At 64.8% G+C, this 23,350-nt stretch carries 18 protein-coding genes and 1 pseudogene; 2 read left to right on the top strand and 17 right to left on the bottom strand.

Annotated features, from left to right (window positions below; translation table 11 throughout):
- Position 1 precedes the first annotated feature (1 nt).
- The 14 genes from J2R80_RS15185 to J2R80_RS15120 form a co-directional block, all read right to left on the bottom strand.
- Positions 2-1,141, bottom strand: coding sequence for an ABC transporter ATP-binding protein (locus J2R80_RS15185; protein WP_141340515.1), 1,140 nt, complete (start codon positions 1,139-1,141; stop codon positions 2-4).
- A complete protein-coding gene (gene glpD / locus J2R80_RS15180; RefSeq protein WP_141340514.1) occupies positions 1,138-2,682 on the bottom strand; it encodes a glycerol-3-phosphate dehydrogenase in 1,545 nt (514 codons plus the stop codon). Before glpD ends, J2R80_RS15185 begins: the two co-directional genes overlap by 4 nt.
- Before the next feature lie 465 nt (positions 2,683-3,147).
- Positions 3,148-3,945: a hypothetical protein gene (locus tag J2R80_RS15175; protein WP_253638815.1), complete on the bottom strand. Its 798-nt coding sequence runs from the start codon at positions 3,943-3,945 to the stop codon at positions 3,148-3,150.
- A 75-nt stretch (positions 3,946-4,020) separates the two neighbouring features.
- A complete protein-coding gene (locus J2R80_RS15170; protein WP_057016956.1) occupies positions 4,021-4,860 on the bottom strand; it encodes a DeoR/GlpR family DNA-binding transcription regulator in 840 nt (279 codons plus the stop codon).
- 136 nt (positions 4,861-4,996) lie between these two features.
- On the bottom strand, positions 4,997-5,191 hold the full coding sequence (locus J2R80_RS15165; RefSeq protein WP_057016955.1) for a hypothetical protein: 195 nt from the start codon (positions 5,189-5,191) through the stop codon (positions 4,997-4,999).
- Positions 5,192-5,367: 176 nt separating this feature from the next.
- A complete protein-coding gene (locus tag J2R80_RS15160) occupies positions 5,368-5,829 on the bottom strand; it encodes an acyl-CoA thioesterase (protein ID WP_057016954.1) in 462 nt (153 codons plus the stop codon).
- Positions 5,826-7,916 carry a 3-hydroxyacyl-CoA dehydrogenase NAD-binding domain-containing protein gene (locus tag J2R80_RS15155; RefSeq protein WP_253638814.1) on the bottom strand — a complete coding sequence of 697 codons (2,091 nt, stop codon included), beginning with the start codon at positions 7,914-7,916 and terminating at the stop codon, positions 5,826-5,828. The genes J2R80_RS15160 and J2R80_RS15155 overlap by 4 nt, the downstream gene beginning before the upstream one ends.
- A gap of 2 nt (positions 7,917-7,918) precedes the next feature.
- A complete protein-coding gene (locus J2R80_RS15150) occupies positions 7,919-9,202 on the bottom strand; it encodes an acetyl-CoA C-acetyltransferase (RefSeq protein ID WP_141340511.1) in 1,284 nt (427 codons plus the stop codon).
- A complete protein-coding gene (locus J2R80_RS15145) occupies positions 9,202-11,469 on the bottom strand; it encodes an acyl-CoA dehydrogenase (RefSeq protein ID WP_253625560.1) in 2,268 nt (755 codons plus the stop codon). The genes J2R80_RS15150 and J2R80_RS15145 overlap by 1 nt, the downstream gene beginning before the upstream one ends.
- Positions 11,470-11,679: 210 nt before the next feature.
- Positions 11,680-12,921, bottom strand: coding sequence for an SMP-30/gluconolactonase/LRE family protein (locus J2R80_RS15140; protein WP_141340509.1), 1,242 nt, complete (start codon positions 12,919-12,921; stop codon positions 11,680-11,682).
- 334 nt (positions 12,922-13,255) lie between these two features.
- Complete coding sequence (locus J2R80_RS15135) at positions 13,256-13,879, bottom strand: flavin reductase family protein (protein ID WP_141340508.1); 624 nt, start codon at positions 13,877-13,879, stop codon at positions 13,256-13,258.
- Positions 13,880-14,044: 165 nt separating this feature from the next.
- Positions 14,045-14,653, bottom strand: coding sequence for a TetR/AcrR family transcriptional regulator (locus J2R80_RS15130; protein WP_141340507.1), 609 nt, complete (start codon positions 14,651-14,653; stop codon positions 14,045-14,047).
- Positions 14,654-14,675: 22 nt separating this feature from the next.
- Positions 14,676-17,813, bottom strand: a complete 3,138-nt coding sequence (locus tag J2R80_RS15125) for an efflux RND transporter permease subunit (protein ID WP_141340506.1) — start codon at positions 17,811-17,813, stop codon at positions 14,676-14,678.
- Positions 17,814-17,868: 55 nt separating this feature from the next.
- The gene (locus J2R80_RS15120; RefSeq protein ID WP_141340505.1) at positions 17,869-18,975 is read right to left on the bottom strand and encodes an efflux RND transporter periplasmic adaptor subunit; all 1,107 of its coding nucleotides are present in this window, start codon (positions 18,973-18,975) and stop codon (positions 17,869-17,871) included.
- A gap of 274 nt (positions 18,976-19,249) precedes the next feature.
- Between J2R80_RS15120 and J2R80_RS15115 the strand changes: the two genes are divergently transcribed.
- Positions 19,250-19,438 carry a hypothetical protein gene (locus J2R80_RS15115; protein WP_244558721.1) on the top strand — a complete coding sequence of 63 codons (189 nt, stop codon included), beginning with the start codon at positions 19,250-19,252 and terminating at the stop codon, positions 19,436-19,438.
- A gap of 103 nt (positions 19,439-19,541) precedes the next feature.
- Here the strand turns inward: J2R80_RS15115 and J2R80_RS15110 are convergent.
- From J2R80_RS15110 to J2R80_RS15100, 3 genes and pseudogenes are all read right to left on the bottom strand, one after another.
- A pseudogene (locus J2R80_RS15110) lies at positions 19,542-20,857 on the bottom strand (MFS transporter).
- 196 nt (positions 20,858-21,053) lie between these two features.
- Entirely contained in the window at positions 21,054-22,217 is a 1,164-nt protein-coding gene (locus J2R80_RS15105; RefSeq protein WP_141340502.1) for a winged helix-turn-helix domain-containing protein, read from the bottom strand.
- A gap of 78 nt (positions 22,218-22,295) precedes the next feature.
- Positions 22,296-22,538, bottom strand: a complete 243-nt coding sequence (locus J2R80_RS15100; RefSeq protein ID WP_057017018.1) for a hypothetical protein — start codon at positions 22,536-22,538, stop codon at positions 22,296-22,298.
- Positions 22,539-22,695: 157 nt separating this feature from the next.
- On the opposite strand from J2R80_RS15100, the gene J2R80_RS15095 reads away from it, so the two are divergent.
- Positions 22,696-23,328 carry an OmpA family protein gene (locus J2R80_RS15095; RefSeq protein WP_057016944.1) on the top strand — a complete coding sequence of 211 codons (633 nt, stop codon included), beginning with the start codon at positions 22,696-22,698 and terminating at the stop codon, positions 23,326-23,328.
- Positions 23,329-23,350: the final 22 nt, after the last annotated feature.

Here is a 23,350-nt window from a genome sequence, read left to right as displayed (position 1 = left end):
CTCACGTGCCGTTGCCGGCTGACGCGTTTGCAGCGCGCGCACTGCGATGCACGTTGCCCGAAAACGAGGTCGCGGGCGATGCGACGAGGCGGTCGGCGGCGTCGAACACGAAGATGTTGTCGGGATCGAGCGCGGCATCGAGCACCTGCCCGGGTTCATATTCGTGCACGCCGTGGAGAACCGCGACCCAGTTCGAGCCGTGGACATGGACGTGCACAAAGCTCTCCGACCCGGTGATTTCGGTCACCGTCACCGCGGCGGAAAATTTGTGGCGGCCGGCCGCGACGTTCCCGACCTCGAGCTGGTGCGCGCGGAAGCCGGTCCGGTAGCGGCCATCGGGCAGATTGGCATAGAGGCCGGCCGCGGGCGCCTGCTCGCCGCCGGCATAGATCACTTGCGCGCCTTTCTTCTCGATGCCGATGATGTTGAGCGGCGGATCGGAAAACACCTGGGCAACGCGCAGCGTGTCGGGATGGCGGTAGACCTTCGGCGTCGCGCCGGTTTGCAGCGCCTGGCCTTGCCACATGCACACCGTGTCGCCGCCGAGCAGCAGCGCTTCCGACGGTTCGGTGGTGGCATAGACGAAGATCGCGCCGGAGGCCTCGAAGATGCGCGGCAGCTCGGCGCGCAGCTCCTCGCGCAGCTTGTAGTCGAGATTGGCGAGCGGCTCGTCGAGCAGCACGAGGTCGGCGCCCTTGACCAGCGCCCGCGCGATCGCGGTGCGCTGCTGCTGGCCGCCAGAGAGTTGCAGCGGCGTGCGCTTCAGGAACGGCTCGAGCCGCAACAGGCCGGCCGCTTCCGCCACCCGCCGCTCGATCTCGGCGCGCGGCTTGCCCTGCACGCGCAGCGGCGAGGCGATGTTCTCGTAGACCGTCAGCGAGGGATAGTTGATGAACTGCTGATAGACCATCGCGACCGAACGCTGCCGCACGTCGGCGCCGGTGACGTCCTTGCCGTCGACCAACACGCGGCCGGTGGTCGGCTTGTCGAGGCCGGCGAGCAGCCGCATGATCGAGGTCTTGCCCGACAGCGTCGGCCCGAGCAGCACGCTGAGCGTGCCACGCTCCAGCGTCAGCGACACGTCGCGGATGGTCGGAATGCCATCCACGGTTCGCGTGACATTCTGCAATGTGACGCTCATGCCCGTCCTCCCGCTTCGCGGAGGGGACGTTCACCGGACACGCGGTTGGCGAGCATCCACTCGTCGAGCGCGGCGATTTCACCCGCCGTCATCCGCAAGCCCAGCTTGGATCGTCGCCAGACGACATCGTCCGCAGTCCGAGCCCATTCGTTCGCCATCAGGTACCTGACTTCGCTTTCCGTCAAGGTGGCGCCGAAGGAGCGGCCGAGATCGGCCGTCGATGTTGCATTGCCCAAGACTTTGCTGGCGCGCGTGCCATAGGCATGCGCGAGACGATTGGCGTGCGATTGCGCGAGAAACGAATAGGTGCGGATCAATTCGGCGCTCAGCGCCGCGACCGCGGATACATCCATGTCGCCGCCGGGCAGCGGCGCCTTGCCGGTCCAGCCCTCCTGCGCCTTTGTGCCGCGGAGATAAGGCGACAGCCGCTCCAGCGCCTCTTCGGAGAGGCGGCGATAGGTCGTGATCTTCCCGCCATAGATCGACAGTAGCGGCGCACCGCCGGGCGTATCGAGCTCGAACACATAGTCGCGAGTCGCGGCCTTGGCTTCGCTGGCGCCGTCGTCATAGAGCGGACGCACGCCGGAGTAATTCCAGACCACGTCCTCGGGCTTCACCGGCTTGGCGAGATACGCGCTGGCGGACGCGCAGAGATATTCGATCTCCTCCTGCGTCGCCTTCACCTTGGCCGGATCGCCGTCATAGTCGCGATCGGTGGTACCGATCAGCGAGAAGTCGCCCTGATAGGGAATGACGAAGATGATGCGGCCGTCGGCGTTCTGGAAGATGTAGGCGCGGTCGTGGTCGTAGAGCTTCGGCACCACGATGTGCGAGCCCTGCACCAGGCGCACCTTGGCGCGCGCGTTGACGCCGGCGCCCGAGGCCAGGACCTGTTCGACCCAGGGACCGCCGGCATTGACCAGCACGCGTGACTGGATCGTGTCGCGGACACCCGTGACGCTGTCCTCGACCGTGACGTGCCAGACGCCGTCGACTTGCCTGATCTCGACCGCGCGGGTGCGGGTGCGGATCTCGGCGCCGCGATCGGCGGCATCGCGCGCGGTCAGCGCAACCAGCCGGGCATCGTCGACGAAGCAGTCGGAATATTCGAAGCCCTTGGTGTAGCGGCCCGGGATCAGCGGCTTGCCGACCGCGTCGCGCGTCAGATCGACCGAGCGCGTCGCCGGCAGCAAATGCCGGCCGCCGATATGGTCGTAGAGGAAGAGGCCGAGCCGCAGCAGCCAGGCCGGACGCAGGCCGGCGTGGTGCGGCAAAACGAAACGTAGCGGCCGAATGATGTGGGGCGCGATCTGCCAGAGGATTTCGCGTTCGATCAGCGCCTCGCGCACCAAACGAAACTCGTAATATTCGAGATAGCGCAGACCGCCATGCACGAGCTTGGTCGACCAGGACGACGTCCCGCTAGCCAAGTCATTCATTTCACAGAGGAAAACAGAGTTACCCCGGCCCGCCGCATCGCGTGCGATGCCGCAGCCATTAACGCCGCCTCCAATGATGGCGAGGTCGTAAATCTGGTCCAAAGAACGCTTCCCCCGGCAACCGCCTTCGCTTTGACGGTTTTACTTTCGTATTGGAGTAAATCACAACCAAAAACGAAAGCAAAGTGAAAATGGGGAACTCGGGCTGGGGATTCTTTGGGCGGAGTGCCCGTGGTCAGGGCTTTTGGAGGGATGGGACGAGCGACGCTTGGCGTGACGCCAGGCAAGGCGGTGGCGGACGGTCAGGGACGCTGTGGCGATCGTCCGACGCGCAATTCCGGCAGAGCCTTTTCGGGATCGTAGGTACGGTGAACTTCACCGCCTACCCGCTTGGCGCAAGCTCGGCTGTCGCGCACAAAGTAGACGGCGAGCAAGAGCACACCGGTCGACGCGACGAATGTGTGACCGCTGGCGAACAGGACGTAGAAGACCAACGATGCGACGAAAAGGATCGCATACCTTTGAGCGCGAAGCGGAGATAGATTCGCCCGATCGAGCGAGCCCTGTTCATCGGATCGCCCGATTGCCTGGCAGCGACGCCGACAGCACGAGAAAGAAAAGCGGAAAGAACACGAAGATCGCGACATAGGCCCAGAGGTGTCCGCCGCCGAGCGCGACTTGCAGGGCGCTATATCCCGATGATTTTCGGTGCGCCAGGAGTGCCCAGAATGCAAAGCAGAACAGCGGCATCGTGAGATACTTCCACTGCTCTCGCCAGTCGCGCAGGATGGTCGCGAGATCGCCAAGCAATGCGATCAGGAACAGGGAAAACGTGACGGCGTAGAGCGCGACCAGCGGCAGGAAGAGGTGCTCGAACCTCACCCCCGCGATTGCTTCAGCCGACATCGGGATGCCATCCGCAAACGGGCTCCCGAACGGCGGGATTGCGAACAGCCGCATGTCAAAGCCCATCGCCTGGCCAAGCCAGAACAGGACGATCGCCACCCGGCCGATTACCGACTGCGCGAGGAAGCCCCCGCTTGCGATGCGCTGACACGGCGATCCCGAAAGGAAGATCCGCGACAGTCCGTAAAGCAGTTTCCTGCCACGGCCGTTCTGCTGTTCCAGTTCCGAAAGCCAAGCCTGGCGGCTCTCGCTGCCGAGGCGAAAGACGTCGGCAGGGACGCTCTTCGATGGCGGCTGGGTCTCACCATCGAACGCACGCATGACCACAAGCGCAGAAACAGCGCCGGCCAGCGCCGTCGCGCACGCGGATGCGACGTTAAAGCCAAGGACAAACGAGACGACGCCGAACATCTCCGCCATGCCCAATGCCGTGACGATCTTGAATTGCGTGCTGACCAATGAACCGCTCCACCTCAGGCAGGCTACAACAGCGGCCGAAAGGCATCCGAAACAGGTTCGCTAAAACTTGAGAGATCAAGCGCCTTGCGCGCTGCGCAGCGCCGCGGGTGCCGCGTCGGCGGCGTTGTCGTCGAGATCGACTTGCGGCTTGTCCATCGCGACGACCACCTCGATACCGCGGCTGTGGCAGATATTGGCGAGGCCCGCAGGAAGCGGTGAATCGGTCACGAAGGTCTGGATCTGGCTCATATGGGCGATCCGCACCGGCGCGCTGCGGCGCAGCTTGGTCGAGTCCGAGACCAGCATCACGTTGCGCGCATTGGCGATGATCGCCTGCGCGACCTGCACCTCGCGATAGTCGAAGTCGAGCAGCGCGCCCTCCTCGTCGATGGCGGATGCGCCGATGATGGCGTAGTCGACCTTGAACTGGCCGATCAGCTGGGTCGCGGTGGAGCCGACCACGGCGCCGTCGGCGCGGCGCACCGTGCCGCCGGCCACCACCACCTCGATGCGCGGATGGCGGTAGAGCAGCATCGCGACGTTGAGGTTGTTGGTGATGACCAGCAGGTCCTCATGCGAGGTCAGCGCGCTCGCGACCTCTTCCGTGGTGGTGCCGATATTGATGAACAGCGAGCAGCCGTTCGGAATCCGTGCCGCCGCGGCCGCGCCGATCGCCTTCTTTTCCTCGGCGGCGACGAAGCGGCGCGCCTCGTAAGCGAGGTTCTCGACGCCCGAGGCGATGATCGCGCCGCCATGGATGCGGGTCAGCGAGCGCTGGTCGCAGAGATCGTTGAGGTCCTTGCGGATGGTCTGCGCCGACACCTCGAACCGCTTGGCGAGGTCTTCGACCATGACCCGGCCGAACGCGCGCGCGATGTTGAGGATTTCAGTCTGGCGATGGGAGAGTCCGGCCACGGCGGCCCCCTTGAAACGGCGAGTCGCCCATGGTGCGACCGTTCGGCACGGAGGTCAACGTGCAGTGCCGGGTCAGGGAAGGCCTGGGCGAAGGTGGACGCTTCGCCCGGGCCATGCGCAATGACGCGAAGGCGTTCTACGATGCCATCTGCATGGATTGACCGGCGAGCAGCCGGCGCGCCGCGCGCTCGGCCTCGCGCGCATTGCGGAAGATCTGGCCTTCAAGGCGGTCAAAAAGGTGCGATGCAGCAAAGAACTGATAACCACGCGTATCGCGCACCACGATACCCGCCGTCTGCGAACTCACTTCGATCACGTAACTGTCGGACATTGTCAGCCTCGGTTTGACTTCGGCCCGACAACGGAGTCGCTGGCTGTTTGTTCCTCGATTATTTTGCGCGGCGAAGCGCCAAAAACTCCGGGTTTTTGCAATCAAACCACGCTCCGGACCCAGTTTCGACGCGTTTCCTTTCCCACCGAATCAGCGGCACTGGCGCGCGGAGGATGTCAGGTTTCGATCGTCGCGCCGTCGCGCTGAATCGGTTGCGGATGGCCCTGCTCGTCGATCGAGACATAGGTGAAATTGCCGTCGGTGACGAGGATCGACTGCTGCTCGCGGCGGCGCAGCACCCAGGCCTCGAGATGCACCGTGATCGAGGTGCGGCCGATGCGCACCAGATTGGCGTGGACGGAGACGAGATCGCCGACATTGACCGCCTTGCGGAAGTTCATCGCGTCGATCGCGACCGTCACGGTGCGCGACTTCGCCACCTTGGAGGCGAACACGCCGCCACCGAGATCCATCTGGCTGAGCAGCCAGCCGCCGAAGATGTCGCCATTGGCATTGGTGTCGGCCGGCATCGCCAGCGTGCGGATGCAGAGATCGCCCTTCGGCTCGGCGTCGTTGCTCAGCGGCGCGTGAGCGTGGGCGTCGGTCACTTGCGAGCCGGTCACTTGCGAATCGCTCACTTGAATGCCTCCCAGCCGGGATCCGGCGCAAATCGTCCGCCGAACTTGCGCATCAAGGCCTGCATGGCCGACACCACATCGTCGACGCCGCGGCTGCGCGCATAGTTGAGCGGGCCGCCGCGGAACGGGGCATAGCCGGTGCCGAAGATCATCGCGCCGTCGACCATATCGGGATTGTCGACGATGCCCTCGCGCAAGGCGGCGATGCAGACATTCGAGATCGGCAGCACCAGGCGGTCGATCATCTCATCGGTGACCCGGGGACCGGTCTCCGGCAGCGGCGCCTTTTCCGCCTTGCCGTCCTTCCAGGTGTAGAAGCCCTTGCCGGTCTTGCGGCCGAGCTCGCCTTTGGCGACTTTTTCACGCAACCATGCAGGCGTCGGCGGCAGCGTGTCGCCGAACTTCGAGCGCAGCATGTCGCCGACATCGAGGCAGATATCGAGGCCGACCTGGTCGGCGAGTTCGATCGGCCCCATCGGCATGCCGAACTCGACGGCGGCCGCGTCGATCAGGCGCTGGTCGGTCTTCTCGTCCAGCATCATCATCGCTTCCAGCATGTAGGGCGTCAGCGCGCGGTTGACGAGGAAGCCCGGCGAGCTCTTCACCGGCAGCGGCAGGCGGTCGATGGCGCCGACGAACGCGAGCGCCTCCTTGAGCATCGCCGCATCGGTGCCGTCATGGCTGACGACCTCGACGAGTTGCAGCCGCGACACCGGATTGAAGAAGTGCAGGCCGAGCAGCCGCTCCGGCCGTGCCAGCGTGGTGCGCAGATCCTGCAGCGGGATGCTCGACGTATTGGTGGCGAGGATCGCGCCGGGCTTCATCTTCGGCTCGAGAGAGGCATAGACCTTCTGCTTCAGCTCGAGCTTTTCCGGCACCGCCTCGATGAACAGATCGGCATTGCGGACGCCGTCGCCGTCCATGTCGGGGATCAGCCGGTCGAGCGCGTCGCGCTGGTCGATCCGCTTGCGCATAATCTTGCCGAACAACTCTGACGCTCGTTTCATGGCGCCCGCGATCGGCTCGGCCTTCATGTCGACCAAGGTTACGAGCATGTCCTGGTTGGCGCACCAGGTCGCGATATCGCCGCCCATCGCGCCGGCGCCGATGACATGGACGTGCGCAACCTTGTTGCCGCTGCCGGCGAGCTTCTTCATCTGCTCTCGCAGGAAGAACACACGGATCAGGTTCTGCGCGGTCGGCGTCACCATCAGATTGGCGAACGAGGCCTTCTCCGCATTCAGCATCGCCGAGCGGTTGCCGGCGTGCTTCTCCCACAGATCGATCAGCGCATAGGGCGCCGGGTAATGCTTGCGCGGCGCGGCCTTCTCGGCCTCGCTGCGCATCCGGGAGGCGAGGAAGCCCCTGACCGGACCAAGATTGAGAATCGAGTTGAGCGCGCCCGGCCTGGCGCGCTTCAGCCGGTCGAACACCGCATCCTTCACCGCGTTGCGGACATGGCGCTCCTGGGTGACGGCGTCGACCAGGCCGAGCGCCTTGGCGCGGCGCGCGTCGATGGTCTTGCCGGTCAGCATCAAGGTCATCGCCTGCATCGGGTTGACCAGCTCGGTGAAGCGCACGGTGCCGCCAAGACCTGGATGCAGGCCGAGCATCACCTCTGGGAAACCGAACCTGGCATCGTCGATCGCGATCCGCATCTGGCAGGCCAGCGCGACCTCGAGGCCGCCGCCGAGGCAGAAGCCGTGGATGACGGCGACCGAGGGCACGCGCAGCGCCTCGAGCCGGTCGATCACCGCATGGGCGCGGCCGATCGCGGTCTCGACCGCGCTGGAATCGCTGGCGCCGCGAAACTCATTGACGTCAGCGCCGGCGATGAAGCCGCTTGGCTTGGCCGAGCGCACCACGAGACCCGTCGGCCGCTGGTTCTCCAGCGCCGCGACGATGGCATCGAGCTCCTCGAGTAGATCGGCGGACAGCGTGTTGGCGCTGGCGCCGGCGCGGTCGAACAGCAGCCAGGCGATACCGTCGTCATCGCGCGTCAGCTTGAAATTCTTGTAGGGGCTGTCGGCGGCAGGCTCCGGCCCGAGCTCGCGATCGGCGAGAAGGTCCATGATCCGTGAATCCATGATCACACCGTCTCTATCAACATCGCGCCGCCCTGCCCGCCACCGATGCATTCGGTGGCGACGCCGCGCCTGGTGCCGAGCCGCTTCATCGCATTGACCAGATGCAGCACGATGCGGTTGCCGCTGGTGCCGACCGGATGGCCGAGGCTGATCGCGCCGCCGTCGACGTTCAACTTCGCGCGGTCGATCTCGCCGGCCGCGCCATCGAGGCCAAGGATCTCGCGGCAGAATTTTTCGTCGTTCCATGCCGCGAGGCAGCCCAGCACCTGGGTGGCGAAGGCCTCGTTCAGCTCCCAGGTCTCGACATCCTGCAAGGTCAGGCTATTGCGCTTGAGCAGCGCGCTCGCCGAGAGCACCGGGCCGAGGCCCATGATCGAGGGATCGAGCGCCGACCATTGGCTGTCGAGGATGACGGCCTTCGGCGTCAGCCCGTGCTTGGCCACCGCCTTCTCGGACGCCAGGATCACCCAGGAGGCGCCGTCGGTGATCTGCGAGGAATTGCCGGCGGTGACCTGGCCCCACGGACGCTCGAACACCGGCTTCAGCTTCGCCAGGGTCTCGGGGGTCGAGTCCGGGCGGACACCGTCGTCATGGTCGAAGAACTTGCCGTCGCGGGAGAACGCGATCTCGACCTCGCCCTTGAGAAAGCCCTGCTTCTGCGCGTTGGCCAGCCGCTGATGGCTCTCGGCAGCATATGCATCGGACTGGGCGCGGGTGATGCCGAAGAGATGACCGACCTTCTCGGCGGTCTGCCCCATGTTGAGCTCGGTGATCGGGTCGGTCAGCCCGCGCTCGAGGCCGATGATCGGCTTGAAGTAGCTCGGCTTCACCTTCAGCGCCGCGGCGATCTTGGCGCCGAGCCCCTTCGCGCCGGCGAAGCCGGCAAACCAGCGCACGCCGGAATTGGGCCAGACCAGCGGCGCGTGGCTCAAGGCTTCGGCACCGCCGGCGAGGATCAGGTCGGAGATGCCCTCGCGGATGTAGCGATAGCCGGTGTCGATCGACTGCATGCCGGAGCCGCAATTGATCTGCACCGTGAAGGCGACCATCTGTTCGCCCATGCCGAGCCTGAGCGCCGCAACCCGTGCCGGGTTCATCTCGTCGGCGATCACGTTGACGCAGCCGAGGATGACCTGGTCGAAGGCGGTGGGCGCGAAAGGCTGCCGTGCCAGCAGCGGCCGACCGCATTGCACGGCAAGATCGACCGGGGTGAACGGGCCGGGACCGGAGCGCGCCTTCAGGAACGGCGTCCGGCTGCCGTCGACGATAAAGACTGGTCGCGCCATCAGCTCGCCGCCCTCTGCTCACCAAGCTCCTGGAAGAACTGATGCACGTCGGCGGATTTCTTGTAAATCGGGGACAGCGCCTCCGGCGCAAAATCATCGACCTCGATGACTTTGGCGACGGCCTCGTGGGCAGCGGCAAGCTTCTCGCCGTCGGCCTCGGTGATAACGCCCTTCTTGACCGCCTCCTTCCAGTCATGCAGACGCGCCGCGCGCAGCTGCTTAGCGGCATCCTCGGCCTCGGTGACGAGGCGGAAGGCTTTCTCCAGCCTTGCGATGCCGCCGTCATCCTCGACAAAGGCGAGGTCCGGCGTCAGGCGGTCGCGCGCCGCCGACGGCGATAGCACGAGCTGCGCGCATTGCTGCACGACGCGGTCCGTCGGGCCCGTGACGCGGGCGCCGAACGGCTGGATCAGGAATTTCAGCAGCCAAGCCATCGGGCGGTTCGGCAGATTGGCGAAGATTTCCGCAAAGCGGTTCTCGATGGTCTTGAAGCCGGATGCCATGCACCATTCGAGCGCGGGAAGATCCGCCTTCTGCCGGCCCTCGTCCTGCCAGCGTTTCAAAGCAGCGGAGAGCAAATACAGCTCGGACAGGATGTCGCCGAAGCGTGCCGAGAGCATCTCCTTGCGCTTCAGCGCGCCGCCGAGGGTGAGCAGCGCCATGTCGGCGCACAGCGCGAACGCCGACGAATAGCGCGACAGCTGGCGATAGAACTCGGTCGCATCGCCGGCATCCGGCGCCGGTGCGAACATCCCAAAACTCCAGCTGCGGCCCCAGGCGCGGAACATGGTTGCAAAGCTGTGGCCGACATGCTTCCAGAACGCGGTGTCGAACGCGGTCAGACCCTTGTCGCGGTCGGTCTCGCCGAGCGCGTTCATCTCCAGCAACAGATAGGGATGCGCGCGGATCGCGCCCTGCCCGAACACGATCAGATTGCGGGTCAGGATGTTGGCGCCCTCGACCGTGATGCCGACCGGCACCGAGCGGTAGAGCCCGCCGAGATAATTCTGCGGCCCGTCGATCACGGCTTTGCCGCCATGGATGTCCATGGCGTCATCGATCGCGATCCGCATCCGCTCGGTGGCGTGCAACTTCATGATCCCGGAGATGACGGCGGGATGATGCCCCTCGTTCAGTGCGGCGCAGGTCAGCCGCCGTGCGGCGTCGAGCAGATAGGCCGTGCCGGCGATACGCGCGAGCGGCTCCTCGATGCCTTCGAATTTCGAGATCGAGATGCCGAACTGCTCGCGGACGCGGGCATAGGCGCCGGTGGTACGCGCGGCATAGGCAGCGCCGGCCGCCGACAGCGACGGCAGCGAGATGCCGCGGCCGGCGGCAAGCGCCGTCATCAGCATCTTCCAGCCCTGACCGAGCCGTGCCTCGCCGCCGATGATGTAGTCGAGCGGGATGAAGACGTCCTTGCCCCAGTTCGGGCCGTTCTGGAACACCTGCATCGCCGGCAGATGGCGGTGGCCGATCGACACGCCCGGCAGATGGGTCGGGATCAGCGCGACGGTGATGCCGAGCTCTTCCTCGCTGCCGACGAGGTGATCGGGATCATAGGCCTTGAAGGCAAGGCCGAGCAGCGTCGCGACCGGGCCGAGCGTGATGTAGCGCTTGTGCCAGTTGAGCCTCAAGCCGAGCACCTCACGGCCTTCGAAATTGCCCTTGCAGATGATGCCGGTGTCGATCATCGAGGCGGCGTCGGAGCCTGCCTCCGGGCTGGTCAGGCCGAAGCAGGGAATGTCCTGTCCGGAGGCGAGGCGCGGCAGCCATTTGTCCTGCTGCTCCTTGGTGCCGAAGCGCATCAAGAGCTCTCCGGGCCCGAGCGAGTTCGGCACCATCACGGTGACGGCCGCGGTCAGCGAGCGCGACGAGATCTTGCGCACCACCTCGGAATGCGCGTAGGGCGAGAAGCCGAGGCCGCCGAATTCCTTCGGGATGATCATGCCGAAGAATTTTTTGGCCTTGATGAAAGCCCAGACCTCGGGCGGCAGATCGCGCCATTCCCAGTTGATCTTCCACTCGTCGAGCATCCTGCAGAGCTCGTCGACCGGACCGTGCAGGAAGGCTTGCTCTTCCTCGGTCAATCTGGCCGGCGCGAACGCCAGCAATTTCGACCAGTCGGGGTTGCCGGTGAATAGATCGGCGTCCCACCAGACGTCGCCGGCTTCCAGCGCCTCGCGCTCGGTGTCCGACATCGTCGGCAGCACGCCACGCGCCCAGGAGAAGATCGGTTTTGTCATATAGTCGCGGCGGAAGCTCATGGCGGATCCCTCATGAAACGGCGGCGCGGATGGGTGATCTTATCGGAAAGTGCCGTTCACCGGTGAACACTTCGCTTCGCAGATAAAGCGAAATTGACGCGGCCCAGGCGCCATTCTGTTAACGGCAGGCCACGGGTTCAGTTCCGAAAGCTGAGCTGCGACAATCAGGTAGCCGGGGATGGCGCAGACGCCATCCCCATGCAGGACGAGCTAGGCGGGCCCCGCTCCCTGGGTTGCGGTATAGACCGCGTAGAGCGACTGGCTTGCGGCCATGAACAGACGGTTGCGCTTGGGACCACCGAAGGTGATGTTGCCGCAGACCTCGGGCAGCCGGATGCGGCCGAGCAGCTTGCCTTCCGGCGACCACACCGTCACGCCGCTGTAACCGACCGCGCGACCGGCATTGCTCGAGCACCAGACATTGCCGTTGACGTCGCAGCGGATGCCGTCCGGTCCGCACTTCACGCCGTCGATCGTGAAATCGCTGAACCGCTTGCCGTTGGAAAGCTTGTTGTCGGCGCCGACATCGAACACGAAAACGTCGCCCTTGCCGCCGGGTCCGCTATCGCCCGGTCCCTTGCCGGTCGAGACCACGTAGAGCTTCTTGTAGTCGGGCGAGAAGCAGAGGCCGTTCGGGTCCGGCACCTGGTCCTCGCTGACCACGAGATCGACGCGGCCGGACGGGTCGATGCGGTAGCAATTGGTCGGCAGCTCGCGCTTGGCCGGGACGAAGCCCGCCGGCTGGCCGATCCGGGGATTGAGCTTGCCGGCCGGATTGCTCGGACCGCCCGCGGCATCAGGCTCGCCCTCATAGAGCTGGCCGCCATAGGGCGGATCGGTGAACCAGTAGCTGCCGTCGGGATGCGCGACGACGTCGTTCGGCGAGTTCAGCCGCTTGCCTTGATAGGAATCCGCGAGCACGGTCGCGGTGCCGTCATTCTCGTAGCGCGTCACGCGACGGGTGAGATGTTCGCAGGACAGCTGGCGGCCCTGGAAGTCGAACGAATTGCCGTTCGAGTAGTTCGACGGCGTGCGGAAGACGCTGACATGGCCGTCATCTTCCGACCAGCGCATCTGCCGGTTGTTCGGGATGTCGCTCCACAGCAGATAGCGGCCCTGCGAACTCCAGGCCGGGCCTTCCGCCCACAACAGGCCGGTATAGAGGCGCTTGATCGAGGTGTTGGGCTGGGCAAGGTCGTTGAAGGACGGATCGACCGCGATGATGTCGGGGTCCCAGAAATAGGTGGTCGGCGCACCGCGCGGACTGAAGTCGCGCGGCGGGCTGGTGATCGTCGTCGGCGGCCCGACCGGCGCGGGCGCGTTCTGGGCCAGCGCGCTGCCGATGCCCGCGACGGCGGCGGCGGAAACCGCCAGTCCCTGAACCAGCGTGCGCCGTGAAACATTCGGATCGCGTTGTTCTTCGTTCGGATCGCTCCGCTCGTGGCGTGTCATCGCATCCTCCCACTCTGTTGGCCGGCCGTTGATCCGGCCTGGCGAGTGGAGGTTAGACTGCTCTCGGAGAGGTTGCGAGTGACGGTTTTTCATCCCCGCGCGCGGAAATTTCACATTGTTGTGGTGCGGGCCGTCGTTGCGGAGCGACGTCTCTTACCGCGCCCCGCTTGCGGGGAGAGGTCGAAATTCAAGCGCAGCTTGAATTTCGGGTGAGGGGGTACAGGTCTCACGACCATCACAACTGGTGGAAGCAGCCCCTCACCCTACCCTCTAAGAGCGAGCTTCGCTCGTCTCGACCCCGTGAAGAACGGGGAGAGGGAGGATAGAGCAGCACTCAATCCGGCCGGATCATCTCGAACATGTTTTCCGGCTTGATCTCGAAGTAGTCGCCGCGGCGGCCGGCGCGGACGATCGGGTGCGCGAGGCCGGTCTGGTAGACGCCGTCCTTGATGAAGGCCTTGTCGATGTGGACGGCCACGACCTCGCCGAGCGTCAGCCAGGCCTCGGCCTTCTTGCCGTCAGCGCCCTGGAGCTGGACGATCTGGCTCACCTTGCATTCGAACGACACCGGGCTTTCGGCGACCCGCGGCACGTTGACAAGCTTGCCGGCGACCTGCGTGAGCCCCGCGAGCCTGAACTCGTCGACATCACGCGCGACATGCGCCGCGGTCGCGTTCATGTGCTTGGCGAGATCCATCGTCGCCAGATTCCAGACGAACTCGCCGGTGTCCTGGATGTTGGCGACGCTATCCTTCCAGTTGGTGGAGGAGAAGCCGATGATCGGCGGCACGTAGCAAAAGGCGTTGAAGAAGCTGTAGGGCGCGAGGTTGACGTTGCCGCCCTTGTCGCGCGAGGAGATCCAGCCGATCGGCCGCGGCGCCACGATGGCGTTGAACGGGTCGTGCTTCAGGCCGTGGCCGTTCTTCGGCTCGTAGAAATGCAGGTCTTTGGCGGTCACGATTGCGTCCTCGTCATTCCGGGATGGTCCGTAAGGACCAGACCCGGAATCTCGAGATTCCACAATGCGCGATTGCGCATTGGGGTTCGATGCTTACGCATCGCCCCGGAATGACAAAGGAGTCAACTGACGAAAATGTCAGTGCTGGCGCTCAAGGGCTGGCGCTCAATTGGCGCGGCCGCGCGGCGACAGGCCGGCGATCACGAAATCGATCATCTGGTCGATGGTCGGGCCCGGCTTGGTGGCACATTGGGCGATCATCTGCGGGTGGAAGAACCGCATCATCGCGGTGCAGGCGCACAGCGAGGCGAGCTGCAGGTCCTTGATCTCGAACTCCCCCGACGCGGCTCCTTGCGCGATCACCTCGCCGATAATGGAGGCGATACACTCCATATGCGCGACGCAGACGTCCCAGTCCTCCTGCATCGCGATCTCGACCATCTCGTGCATCTTGGAATCGCCGACATAGCGCTCGGTGTTCATGCGATTGATGGTCGTCATCATCTGGCGCAATCGTGGCGCCGCCGGCCCTTCCGAGCGCGCGATGCGCCGGGCCTCGATCTCGACCTCGCCCATCAGGCCGCGGGCCACGCCCTCGTGGATCGACTTCTTCGAATCGAAGAAGCGGTACACGTTGGCGGGGCTCATCCGCAGCTCTTTGGCGATGTCGGCGACCGTCGTCTTCTGATACCCGATCTGCCGGAACAAGCGCTCCGCCACCACGAGAATCCGCTCGCGGGTGTCGGTTTCGCTATGTTCCGAGATCAGCGTCATGTTGGGCCTGCTCAATCTTCAATTATTCGGCCGCTTCAGCAAGCGAAAATGCGCGTTGCGCATCGCCGGCATGCTGCGGCGCAGTATCGGTTTGCTCGGAGCCGCTTTCCTCGAGGGTCTTGCGGAACCAGAGGGCGTAAAGGCCCGGCAGATACAGCAAGGTCAGGAAAGTCGCAACAAACAAACCGCCCATGATGGTGATCGCCATCGGGCCCCAGAACGCCGAGCGCGACAGGGGGATCATGGCGAGGATGGCGGCCAGGGCCGTCAGCACCACCGGCCGGGCGCGCCGGACGGTGGCTTCGACGATCGCCTCGCGCCGGGTCAGGCCGGACGCCACGTCGCTCTCGATCTGGTCGACCAGGATCACGGCGTTGCGCATGATCATGCCGGCGAGCGCGATCAGGCCGAGCAGCGCCACGAAGCCGAACGGCTGGTTGGCGACGTTGAGCCCCAGCGAGGCGCCGACGATGCCGAGCGGCGCGGTCAGGAACACCAGGAACAGGCGCGAGAAGCTCTGCAGCTGGATCATCAGCAGCGTCAGCATCACCATCACCATCACGGGGAAGAGGATGAAGATCGACGCATTGCCCTTGGCGGATTCCTCGAACGCCCCGCCCGGCTCGATCCGGTAGGCCGGCTCGAGATGGGCCTGGACGTCCTTCAGCTTCGGCGAGATCTGGTTGGTGACGTCGGGCGCCTGCACGCCGTCGACGACGTCGGAGCGCACGGTGATCGCCATGTCGCGGTTGCGCCGCCACAGGATCGGCTCCTCATGCGCATATTCGATCTTGGCAATCTGCTGCAGCGGGACGGCGACGCCGTTGCGCGTGGTGATGGTGAGATCGCCGACGCGGCCGAGATCGAGCCGCTCGGACGGCACCGCGCGGGCGACCACGCCGACTTTCTCGATGCCGTCGCGGATCGTGGTGACCGGCGCGCCCGAGATCAACATAGCCAGCGCCTGCGAGACGTCCTGCGGGGTCAGGCCGAGCGCGCGCGCCCGATCCTGGTCGACGGCGAGCTTCAGGTAGGGCGATTGCTCGTTCCAGTCGAGCTGGACGTCCTTGACGTTCTTGTTCTGGCGCATGACGTCGCGCACCTGGTAGGCGATGTCGCGCACCTTGTTGGCATCGGGGCCGATCACGCGGAACTGGACCGGGAAGCCGACCGGCGGACCGAAATTGAAGCGGTCGACCCGGACCCGCGCCTCGTTCAAAGCGCCGTCGGCGGCAGCCTGCTCGATCTTGGCCTTGACGCGCTCGCGCGCCTCGACGTTCTTGGCGAGGATCACGATCTCGGCAAAGGCCTCGTTCGGCAGCTGCGGGTTGAGGCCGAGCCAGAAGCGCGGCGAGCCCTGGCCGACATAGGCGGTGTAGGTCTGGATGTCGTCATCGCCCTTCAGCAGCCCTTCGGCCTGCTTCACCGCCTTCTCGGTGACGTTGAAGGCGGTGCCCTCGGGCAGACGCAGCTGCAGGAACAGCTCGGGCCGCTCCGACAGCGGGAAGAACTGCTGCTGGACGTGGCCGAACGCAACGATGGAGGCAACGAAGACGCCGACGGTCGCCGCCACCACCTTGATGCGGTGATCGACGCACCACTGCACGACGCTGCGCAGGCCGCGATACATCCGCGTCTCGTAGATCGCGTGCGGATCGTGGTTCTGGTGCACCTTGATGTTGGGCAACAGCTTGACGCCGATATAGGGCGTGAAGATCACCGCGACGAACCAGGAGGCGACCAGCGAGATCGCCACGATCCAGAAGATGCCGCCGGCATATTCGCCGACCGCAGAATTGGCAAAGCCGATGGGGAGGAAGCCAGCGGCCGTGACCAGCGTTCCCGTGAGCATCGGAAACGCGGTGGATTCCCAGGCAAAGGACGCCGCCTTCATGCGGTCCCAGCCCTGCTCCATCTTCACGACCATCATCTCGACCGCGATAATGGCGTCGTCGACCAAAAGGCCGAGCGCAATGATCAGCGCGCCGAGCGTGATACGGTGCAGGTCGAGCGACATTGCGTTCATCACGATGAAGACGATGCCGAGCACCAGCGGCACCGACAGCGCGACCACGATGCCGGTGCGCCAGCCGAGCGCGACAAAGGAGACGAACAGCACGATCGCGAGCGCCTCGACGAAGGAGTGCACGAACTCGCCGACGGCGTGCTCGACCACCTTGGGCTGGTCGGCGATCTGCTGGACATCGACGCCCTGCGGCACCGCCTTCAGGAACTCGGCGGTCGCCTTCTGGACCTCCTTGCCGAGCTCGAGGATGTTGGCGCCCTTGGCGGTGACGACGCCGATGCCGAGCGCCGGCTTGCCTTCCTGACGCACCTTGAAGCTCGGCGGATCGACATAGCCGTGGCTTACGGTCGCGATATCGCCGAGCCGGAACACGCGGCCGTTGCTCTCGACCGGCGTCTCGGCAACCGCCTTGACGCCGTCAAGCGCGCCGGTGACGCGCAGCGGCACGCGCTGCGATGAGCTCTCGACGGTACCGGCCGGGGTGACGTTATTCTGCTTGGCGAGCGAATCGAACAGCGCCTGCGGCGTGATGCCGAGCGTCGCCAGCTTGGCATGCGAGAACTCGACGAAAATACGCTCGTCCTGGGTGCCGTACAGATCGATCTTGGTGACGCCGGGCACCTTCAGCAGGCGCTGGCGAAAGCCCTCCGCGACCTTCTTGAGCTGCGCATAATTGGCGCCGTCGCCGGTCATCATATAGAGGATCGAATCGACGTCGGAGAATTCGTCGTTGACGACGGGACCGAGGATGCCGGAGGGCAGCTCGCCCTGCACATCGACCAGCTTCTTGCGCAACAGATAGAAGAGATAGGGTACGTCCTTCGGCGAGGTCGAATCCTTGAAGGAGACCTGCATCGCCGTGAAGCCCGGCTTGGAATAGGTCTGCACCTTGTCGAAGAACGGCAGCTCCTGCAGTTTCTTCTCGATCGGATCGGCGACCTGCATCTGCATTTCCTGCGAGGTCGCGCCCGGCCACATCACCGAGACGTTCACCACCTTGACGGTGAAGAACGGATCCTCGGCGCGGCCGAGCTTCTCATAGGAGAAGAAGCCGGCGGCGGCGAGGATGATCATCAGGAACAGGACCAGCGTCGGATGGCTGACCGCCCAGGCCGAAAGGTTGAAGCGCTTCATCGAACTCTCCAAGTTCTAGACCAGTCCCAGAACCGTTTCCGCTGCTATGCGAGGGTTAGAACGACAGCGACGACACGACCCGCACCTTCTGGCTCGGATCGAGTTTCTGCACACCGAGGGCGACCACCTTGGCGCCATCGTCGACGCCGCCGGAGATCACGACGTTGTTGCTCTCATAGGCCTTCACCTTGACCGGCTTCAGCGCGATGTCGCCCTTGTCGTCGACGATGTAGAGCGAGGGATCGCCGCCCTGGCTGTACAGCGCCGACAGCGGCAACTTGGCGACGCGCTCGCTCGCCTTGTCGGCCAGCGTCAGCGTCGCGGTCATGCCGAGCGAGACCGCCTCGTCCGCGTCCGGCAGCGAGAATTTTGCGAGATAGGTGCGGGTGGCGGGATCGGCCTGCGGCGCGACCTCGCGCAGCCTGGCGGCATAGCTCTTCTTGGCGTCCGACCACAGCGTCACCGTGGCTACGCCCGACCTGGCACGAGCAAGAAGCGTCTCGGGGATCGCGACGACAGCTTCCTTCTCGCCAAGTCGGGCGACACGGATCGAAGCCTGGCCCGCGGCAACCACCTGGCCGGGCTCGATCATGGTCGCTGTGACGACACCCCGGGTGTCGGCCACCAGCGTTGCATAAGAGAGGGAATTCCTGGTCAGCTCGACCGAGCGCTCGGCACGGTTCAGCCGCGCGCGGGCCTCGTCGCCGGCGGCCTTGGCGGAATCGAGTGCCGCGTCGGTGGTCCAGCCCTTGGCCTTCAGATCCTTGGCGCGCTGCTCGGCGGCGGCGGCCTGCGCCAGCACGCCGGTGGCGGCGCGGAATTCCGCCTCCGCCTGCTCGGCCTGCAGCTTCAGGTCGACCTCGTCGAGGGTGGCCAAGGGCTGGTCGACGTCGACTGTCTGTCCGACCTCGACCAGCCGCTTGGCCACCTTGCCGGCGACCCGAAAGCCCATATCGGCTTCGATACGGGGCTTGATGGTGCCGACAAAGCTGCGCTCAGGGGTTTCAGCTTCATAATGGACGGTCGCCACCAGAACGGGGCGCCCCGGATCGGCGTTTTCAGCCGCCTTTTCATTGCAGCCGGTCAGCGCGAACACCGCGAAAGCCAATGATGCTCCCGTCAAGAGCCTGTAATAGCTCGAGAAAACGGAACGAACGAACATCTGAAATCTCCTTCAGGCTGACGACTGATGAAGAGTATCGATTTATCACTGATAAATGTCAATATTCGTCAGTAATAACCTATTCGTGAGGTTGGCCGTGATCAGGCTCCTCCGCCCGATACCTCGACTTTCGCTTCCGTCCTTTACGGTCCCGGAAGCACCGGCGTGCGAGGTTGCGGCGATGTCATGGATCTTTGCCCTTGGTTACGCCGGCTTCTTGGTCTGGTCGGTAGGCAGAGCGCGCGAACGCGCGGCTGAACATGCTGCGACTGGAATGCTGCGTTCGCCCCTCTATTGGTCTGGCGTAGGGCTCATCGGCGTTTTGGTCGCGCTGACGTTCGCCGAGCGCTACGCCCTGGCACAGGGCGGCGTCCTGATGTGGGCTTGGCTTGCCGCGCTCGGCACCACGCTGGTCGCGATCTTCTTCGTGCGCCGCGCGCTGAAGTGGCGCTATCCGATCTAGCTAGCCCGGTCGCAGGATGGGTAGAGCGCAGCGAGACTCATCATCTCGCCGCGGTTGCCCAATGCTCTACCCATCGCAACCCGTCACGGCGCACGCGTCATCGCTACTTCGCGCCGGCGAACTCGGTCTTGGTCTCGTGGCTGCCGAGGAAAACCAGCAGGCCCGCGGCGAGCGGCAACAGCGACAACACCAACAGGCCGGTCGACGTGCTGCCGGTGGCTTCCTTGACCCAGCCGATCAGATAGGGCCCGCCGAAACCGGCGAGGTTGCCGATCGAGTTGATCAGCGCGATCGCGCCGGCGGCAGCGGTGCCGGAGAGCCAGGCGGTCGGCAGCGTCCAGAACACCGCGAAGGTGCAGAACACGCCGATCGCGGCGACCGTCAGCACCACCATCGTCATGACCGGATCGGTGATGTAGCTGGAGACCGCGAGCGCCAGCGCGGTCAGCAGCAGCGGCGCGCCGACATGGAACACGCGCTCGCGGGTGGCATCGGAACGGCGCGCCCACAGGATCAGCCGAATGCGTACGGGATCGCGGTGACGAAGCCGGTCTGCGCGTTGGTCAGACCGAACGCCTTGACGATCTGCGGCAGCCAGAACTGCATGCCGTAGAGCGAGGCGACGAAACCGAAATAGATCGCGCTGAGCGCCAGCACCTTGGGCGAGGACAGCGCCTCGCCCAAGGTGAAATGCTTCGCCGCCTGCTTGGCCGCGACCTCGGCGTCGAGCTTTGCCTTGAGCCACGCCTTCTGCTCGGCCGAGAGCCACTCGGCCTTCTCCGGCCGGTCGGTCAGATAGAACCAGGTGACGATGCCGAGCAGCACCGAGGGAATGCCCTCGATGACGAACAGCCACTGCCAGCCCTTCAAGCCCATCACGCCGTCGAGGCCGAGCAACAGGCCGGAGATCGGCGCGCCGATCACGGTCGAAATCGGCACCGCGAGCGCGAAGGCGGCGAGGAAGCGCGCACGATACTCGGCCGGATACCAGTAGGTCAGATAGAGGATGATGCCGGGGAAGAAGCCGGCCTCGGCGACGCCGAGGAAGAAGCGCAGCGCGTAGAAGCTGTGCTCGTCATAGACCGCCGCCATCAACGCCGAGAGGACGCCCCAGCTCACCATGATGCGGGCGATCCACTTGCTGGCGCCGAACCGCTCCAGCGCCAGATTGCTCGGCACCTCGAAGATGAAATAGCCGATGAAGAAGATGCCGGCGCCGAACGAGAACACCACCGGCGAGAACTTCAACTCGCTGTTCATGGTGAGCGCAGCGAAACCGAGATTGACGCGGTCGAGATAGGAGAAGAAGTAGGCCAGGATCAGGAACGGGATCAGCCGCCAGGAGATCGCGCGGATCGTCGACGTCTCGATCTCGCTGCGGGCGCCGCGATCGGGCGCGATGGTAGCTGTCTGGCTCATGAGCTTTCCCCGGGTGTTGCTTACCGTGAGGATTATTGGCTGGCCCCACATTGAGCAATGGCAAAAACTCATAGCTCACAGCGCAAACGGGAAACCTGTGCGTTTTGTGCACGGCGTCATTGCGAGCGAAGCGAAGCAATCCACTTATCCGCTTGTGGCGCGATTGCTTCGCTGCGCTCGCAATGACGGAGCCACCCTATTCAGCCAGCTGGAAGCGCTCGAAGCGGTCGAGCTCTTCCTCGATGCGCCGCTTCAGCTCCTTGCGTGCCGCCTGCTTCTTGCCGTTGCCGACCCAGCTCCATTTCTGCATCAGGAGCTTCTTGTTCTGCCGGTCGGTCTTGAGGTCGAGGGCGGCGACGACGTCGTCGCCGACCAGCACCGGCAGCGCGAAATAGCCGAACAGGCGCTTCTCCTTCGGCACATAGGCCTCGAAACGGTGGCCATAGCCGAAGAACAGCTCGGTGCGCTTGCGCTGGATGATCAGCGGATCGAACGGCGAGAGGATGTGGACCAGGGTGGGATCACCCTCGCCGGTCGCGTCCAGCACCTCGGGCCGCGCCCAATGCTCCTGCTTGCCGGCGCCATCGAGCGCGATCCGCACCAGCTCCTTGCGGCGCACCCTCGCCTCGATCAGGCTGCGCACCGCCTTCTTGCTCGGCGCGTCGAGATGGCAGATCGAATCCAGGCTGACGATGCCCTGTGAGCGCAGCGCGCGGTCGAGCAGATAGGCCGTCCGGGCCGAGGCCGGGGCCGGCTTCGGCGGCTTGTCCCAGCCGAAGTGCCGGGTCATCAACTCATAGGTCTTCAGCATGCCGGCGCGCTCGCTGATCGTGACCACGCCGCCGTAGAAGGCGAGCTGCAGCGCGCGCTTGGAGGGCTTGCGGCTCTGCCAGAGATGCTCCTTCTCGGTCAGCACGTCGTCATCGATGTCGCGGATCGTCAGCGGACCGGCACGAAGCAGCCGCAGCACCTTGCGCGTATCCGCCGGGGTCACCGACGAGAACCATTTGTGGCCCTCGCGCTTGTGCGCCTTCATCGCCGGCAGGAAGAAGCCGATGTCCTTGGACGGAATGTAGGACAGCGCGTGCGTCCAGTACTCGAACACGCTCTTGTCCCGGCTCTGCGCCTGCTTGAGGTCGGCGCGGCGGTAGTCCGGAATGCGGCTGAACAGGATGTGGTGATGGCAGCGCTCGATCACGTTGATGGTGTCGATCTGCACATAGCCGAGATGATCGACGGCGGCCGCCACCGCTGACGCCCCCTCGCCGAACGGCACCTGGGTATCGAGCCGCTGCGCGCGCAGCCAGATATGGCGGGCCACAGCATTGTTCAACGAAAGGGGTTCGGCGGCGCGGGACATTGCCCCAGCAATGTAGTGAGATTCGCGCAGCTGTGGAGAGCCGCGCGGCGGAAATCAGCTCCGCATCATTCGGAACGGCTACGTCGATCCGACGACCCGCCGCAACCACGGAACGTCCCCGATCGCCGCCGCGAGCGCGGCGCTTTCTCCATGGAAGATGCGGGACGAATGACCGCCGACCGGAAACCAGCCACGGCCATCTTCGACGTCCCGCCGATATTCCTCGAAGCCGATGCTGCCGTCCGGGCGAAGGAAGATATCGACGCAGCGCGAGGCAGCTTCGTCATTGATCGAGCGGAGGACACGATTGACGTTGGCCATGATGTCCTCGCTTCCCGTCTGCCTGCCTGGCGCAAGGCGGGGCGGCACACCCAACCGTGACCCAGATCACATTCCGGGCTTTGAACCGGTCCTATTCTTCCAGCATCAAAACGACAGCAAGCCGGATTGGCTAGCCCGACATTTGAGGACGAAAACCATGACCCGCTCTTTTTCCTTGTCTTTTCTGACGATCGGCGCCGCGCTGTCGATGACGGCGGGCGTCGCACTGGCCGGCAGCGAGGCCGTTCCTGCCGCACAGATTCTCAATGCGCTGAAGCCGAAGTCGGCCACCCGCGGCCTTTCCGCCGGCACGCAGGTCGACCTCGCGGCTTCCGCCAAGGAGGCAAGCTTCCTCAACACCGTCCGCAACCGGCAGACCCGTTCGTTGTCGCGCGTTGAACGCCAGGAGATCGCCGACATCGCGGCGAACAAGCCGAAGATCGATCTGGAGATCCACTTCGACTACAACTCGGCCGACATCAGCAAGGGCTCGACCCAGGCGGTGCAGGAGCTCGGCAAGGCACTGTCCGATGCCAGCATGAAGGGCTCGACCTTCGTCGTCGCCGGCCACACCGACGCGATCGGCGGCGAGGCCTATAACCAGGACCTGTCGGAGCGCCGCGCCGACACCATCAAGAAATTTCTGGTCGAACATTACGGCCTGAACGGCTCGGATCTCGTGACGGTCGGCTACGGAAAGACCCGGCCGAAGGACCCGAGCGCGCCGATGGACCCGACCAATCGACGCGTGCAGGTCGTCAACATGGATACCAAGACCGCCTCGCAGTAATCTCCCGCAGCCCCGATCCGCC

The sequence above is a fragment of the Bradyrhizobium sp. USDA 4541 genome (assembly GCF_024171085.1).
GTDB classification, from domain to species: Bacteria; Pseudomonadota; Alphaproteobacteria; order Rhizobiales; family Xanthobacteraceae; genus Bradyrhizobium; species Bradyrhizobium australafricanum.
This window is presented reverse-complemented; position numbering and strand designations above follow the sequence as displayed.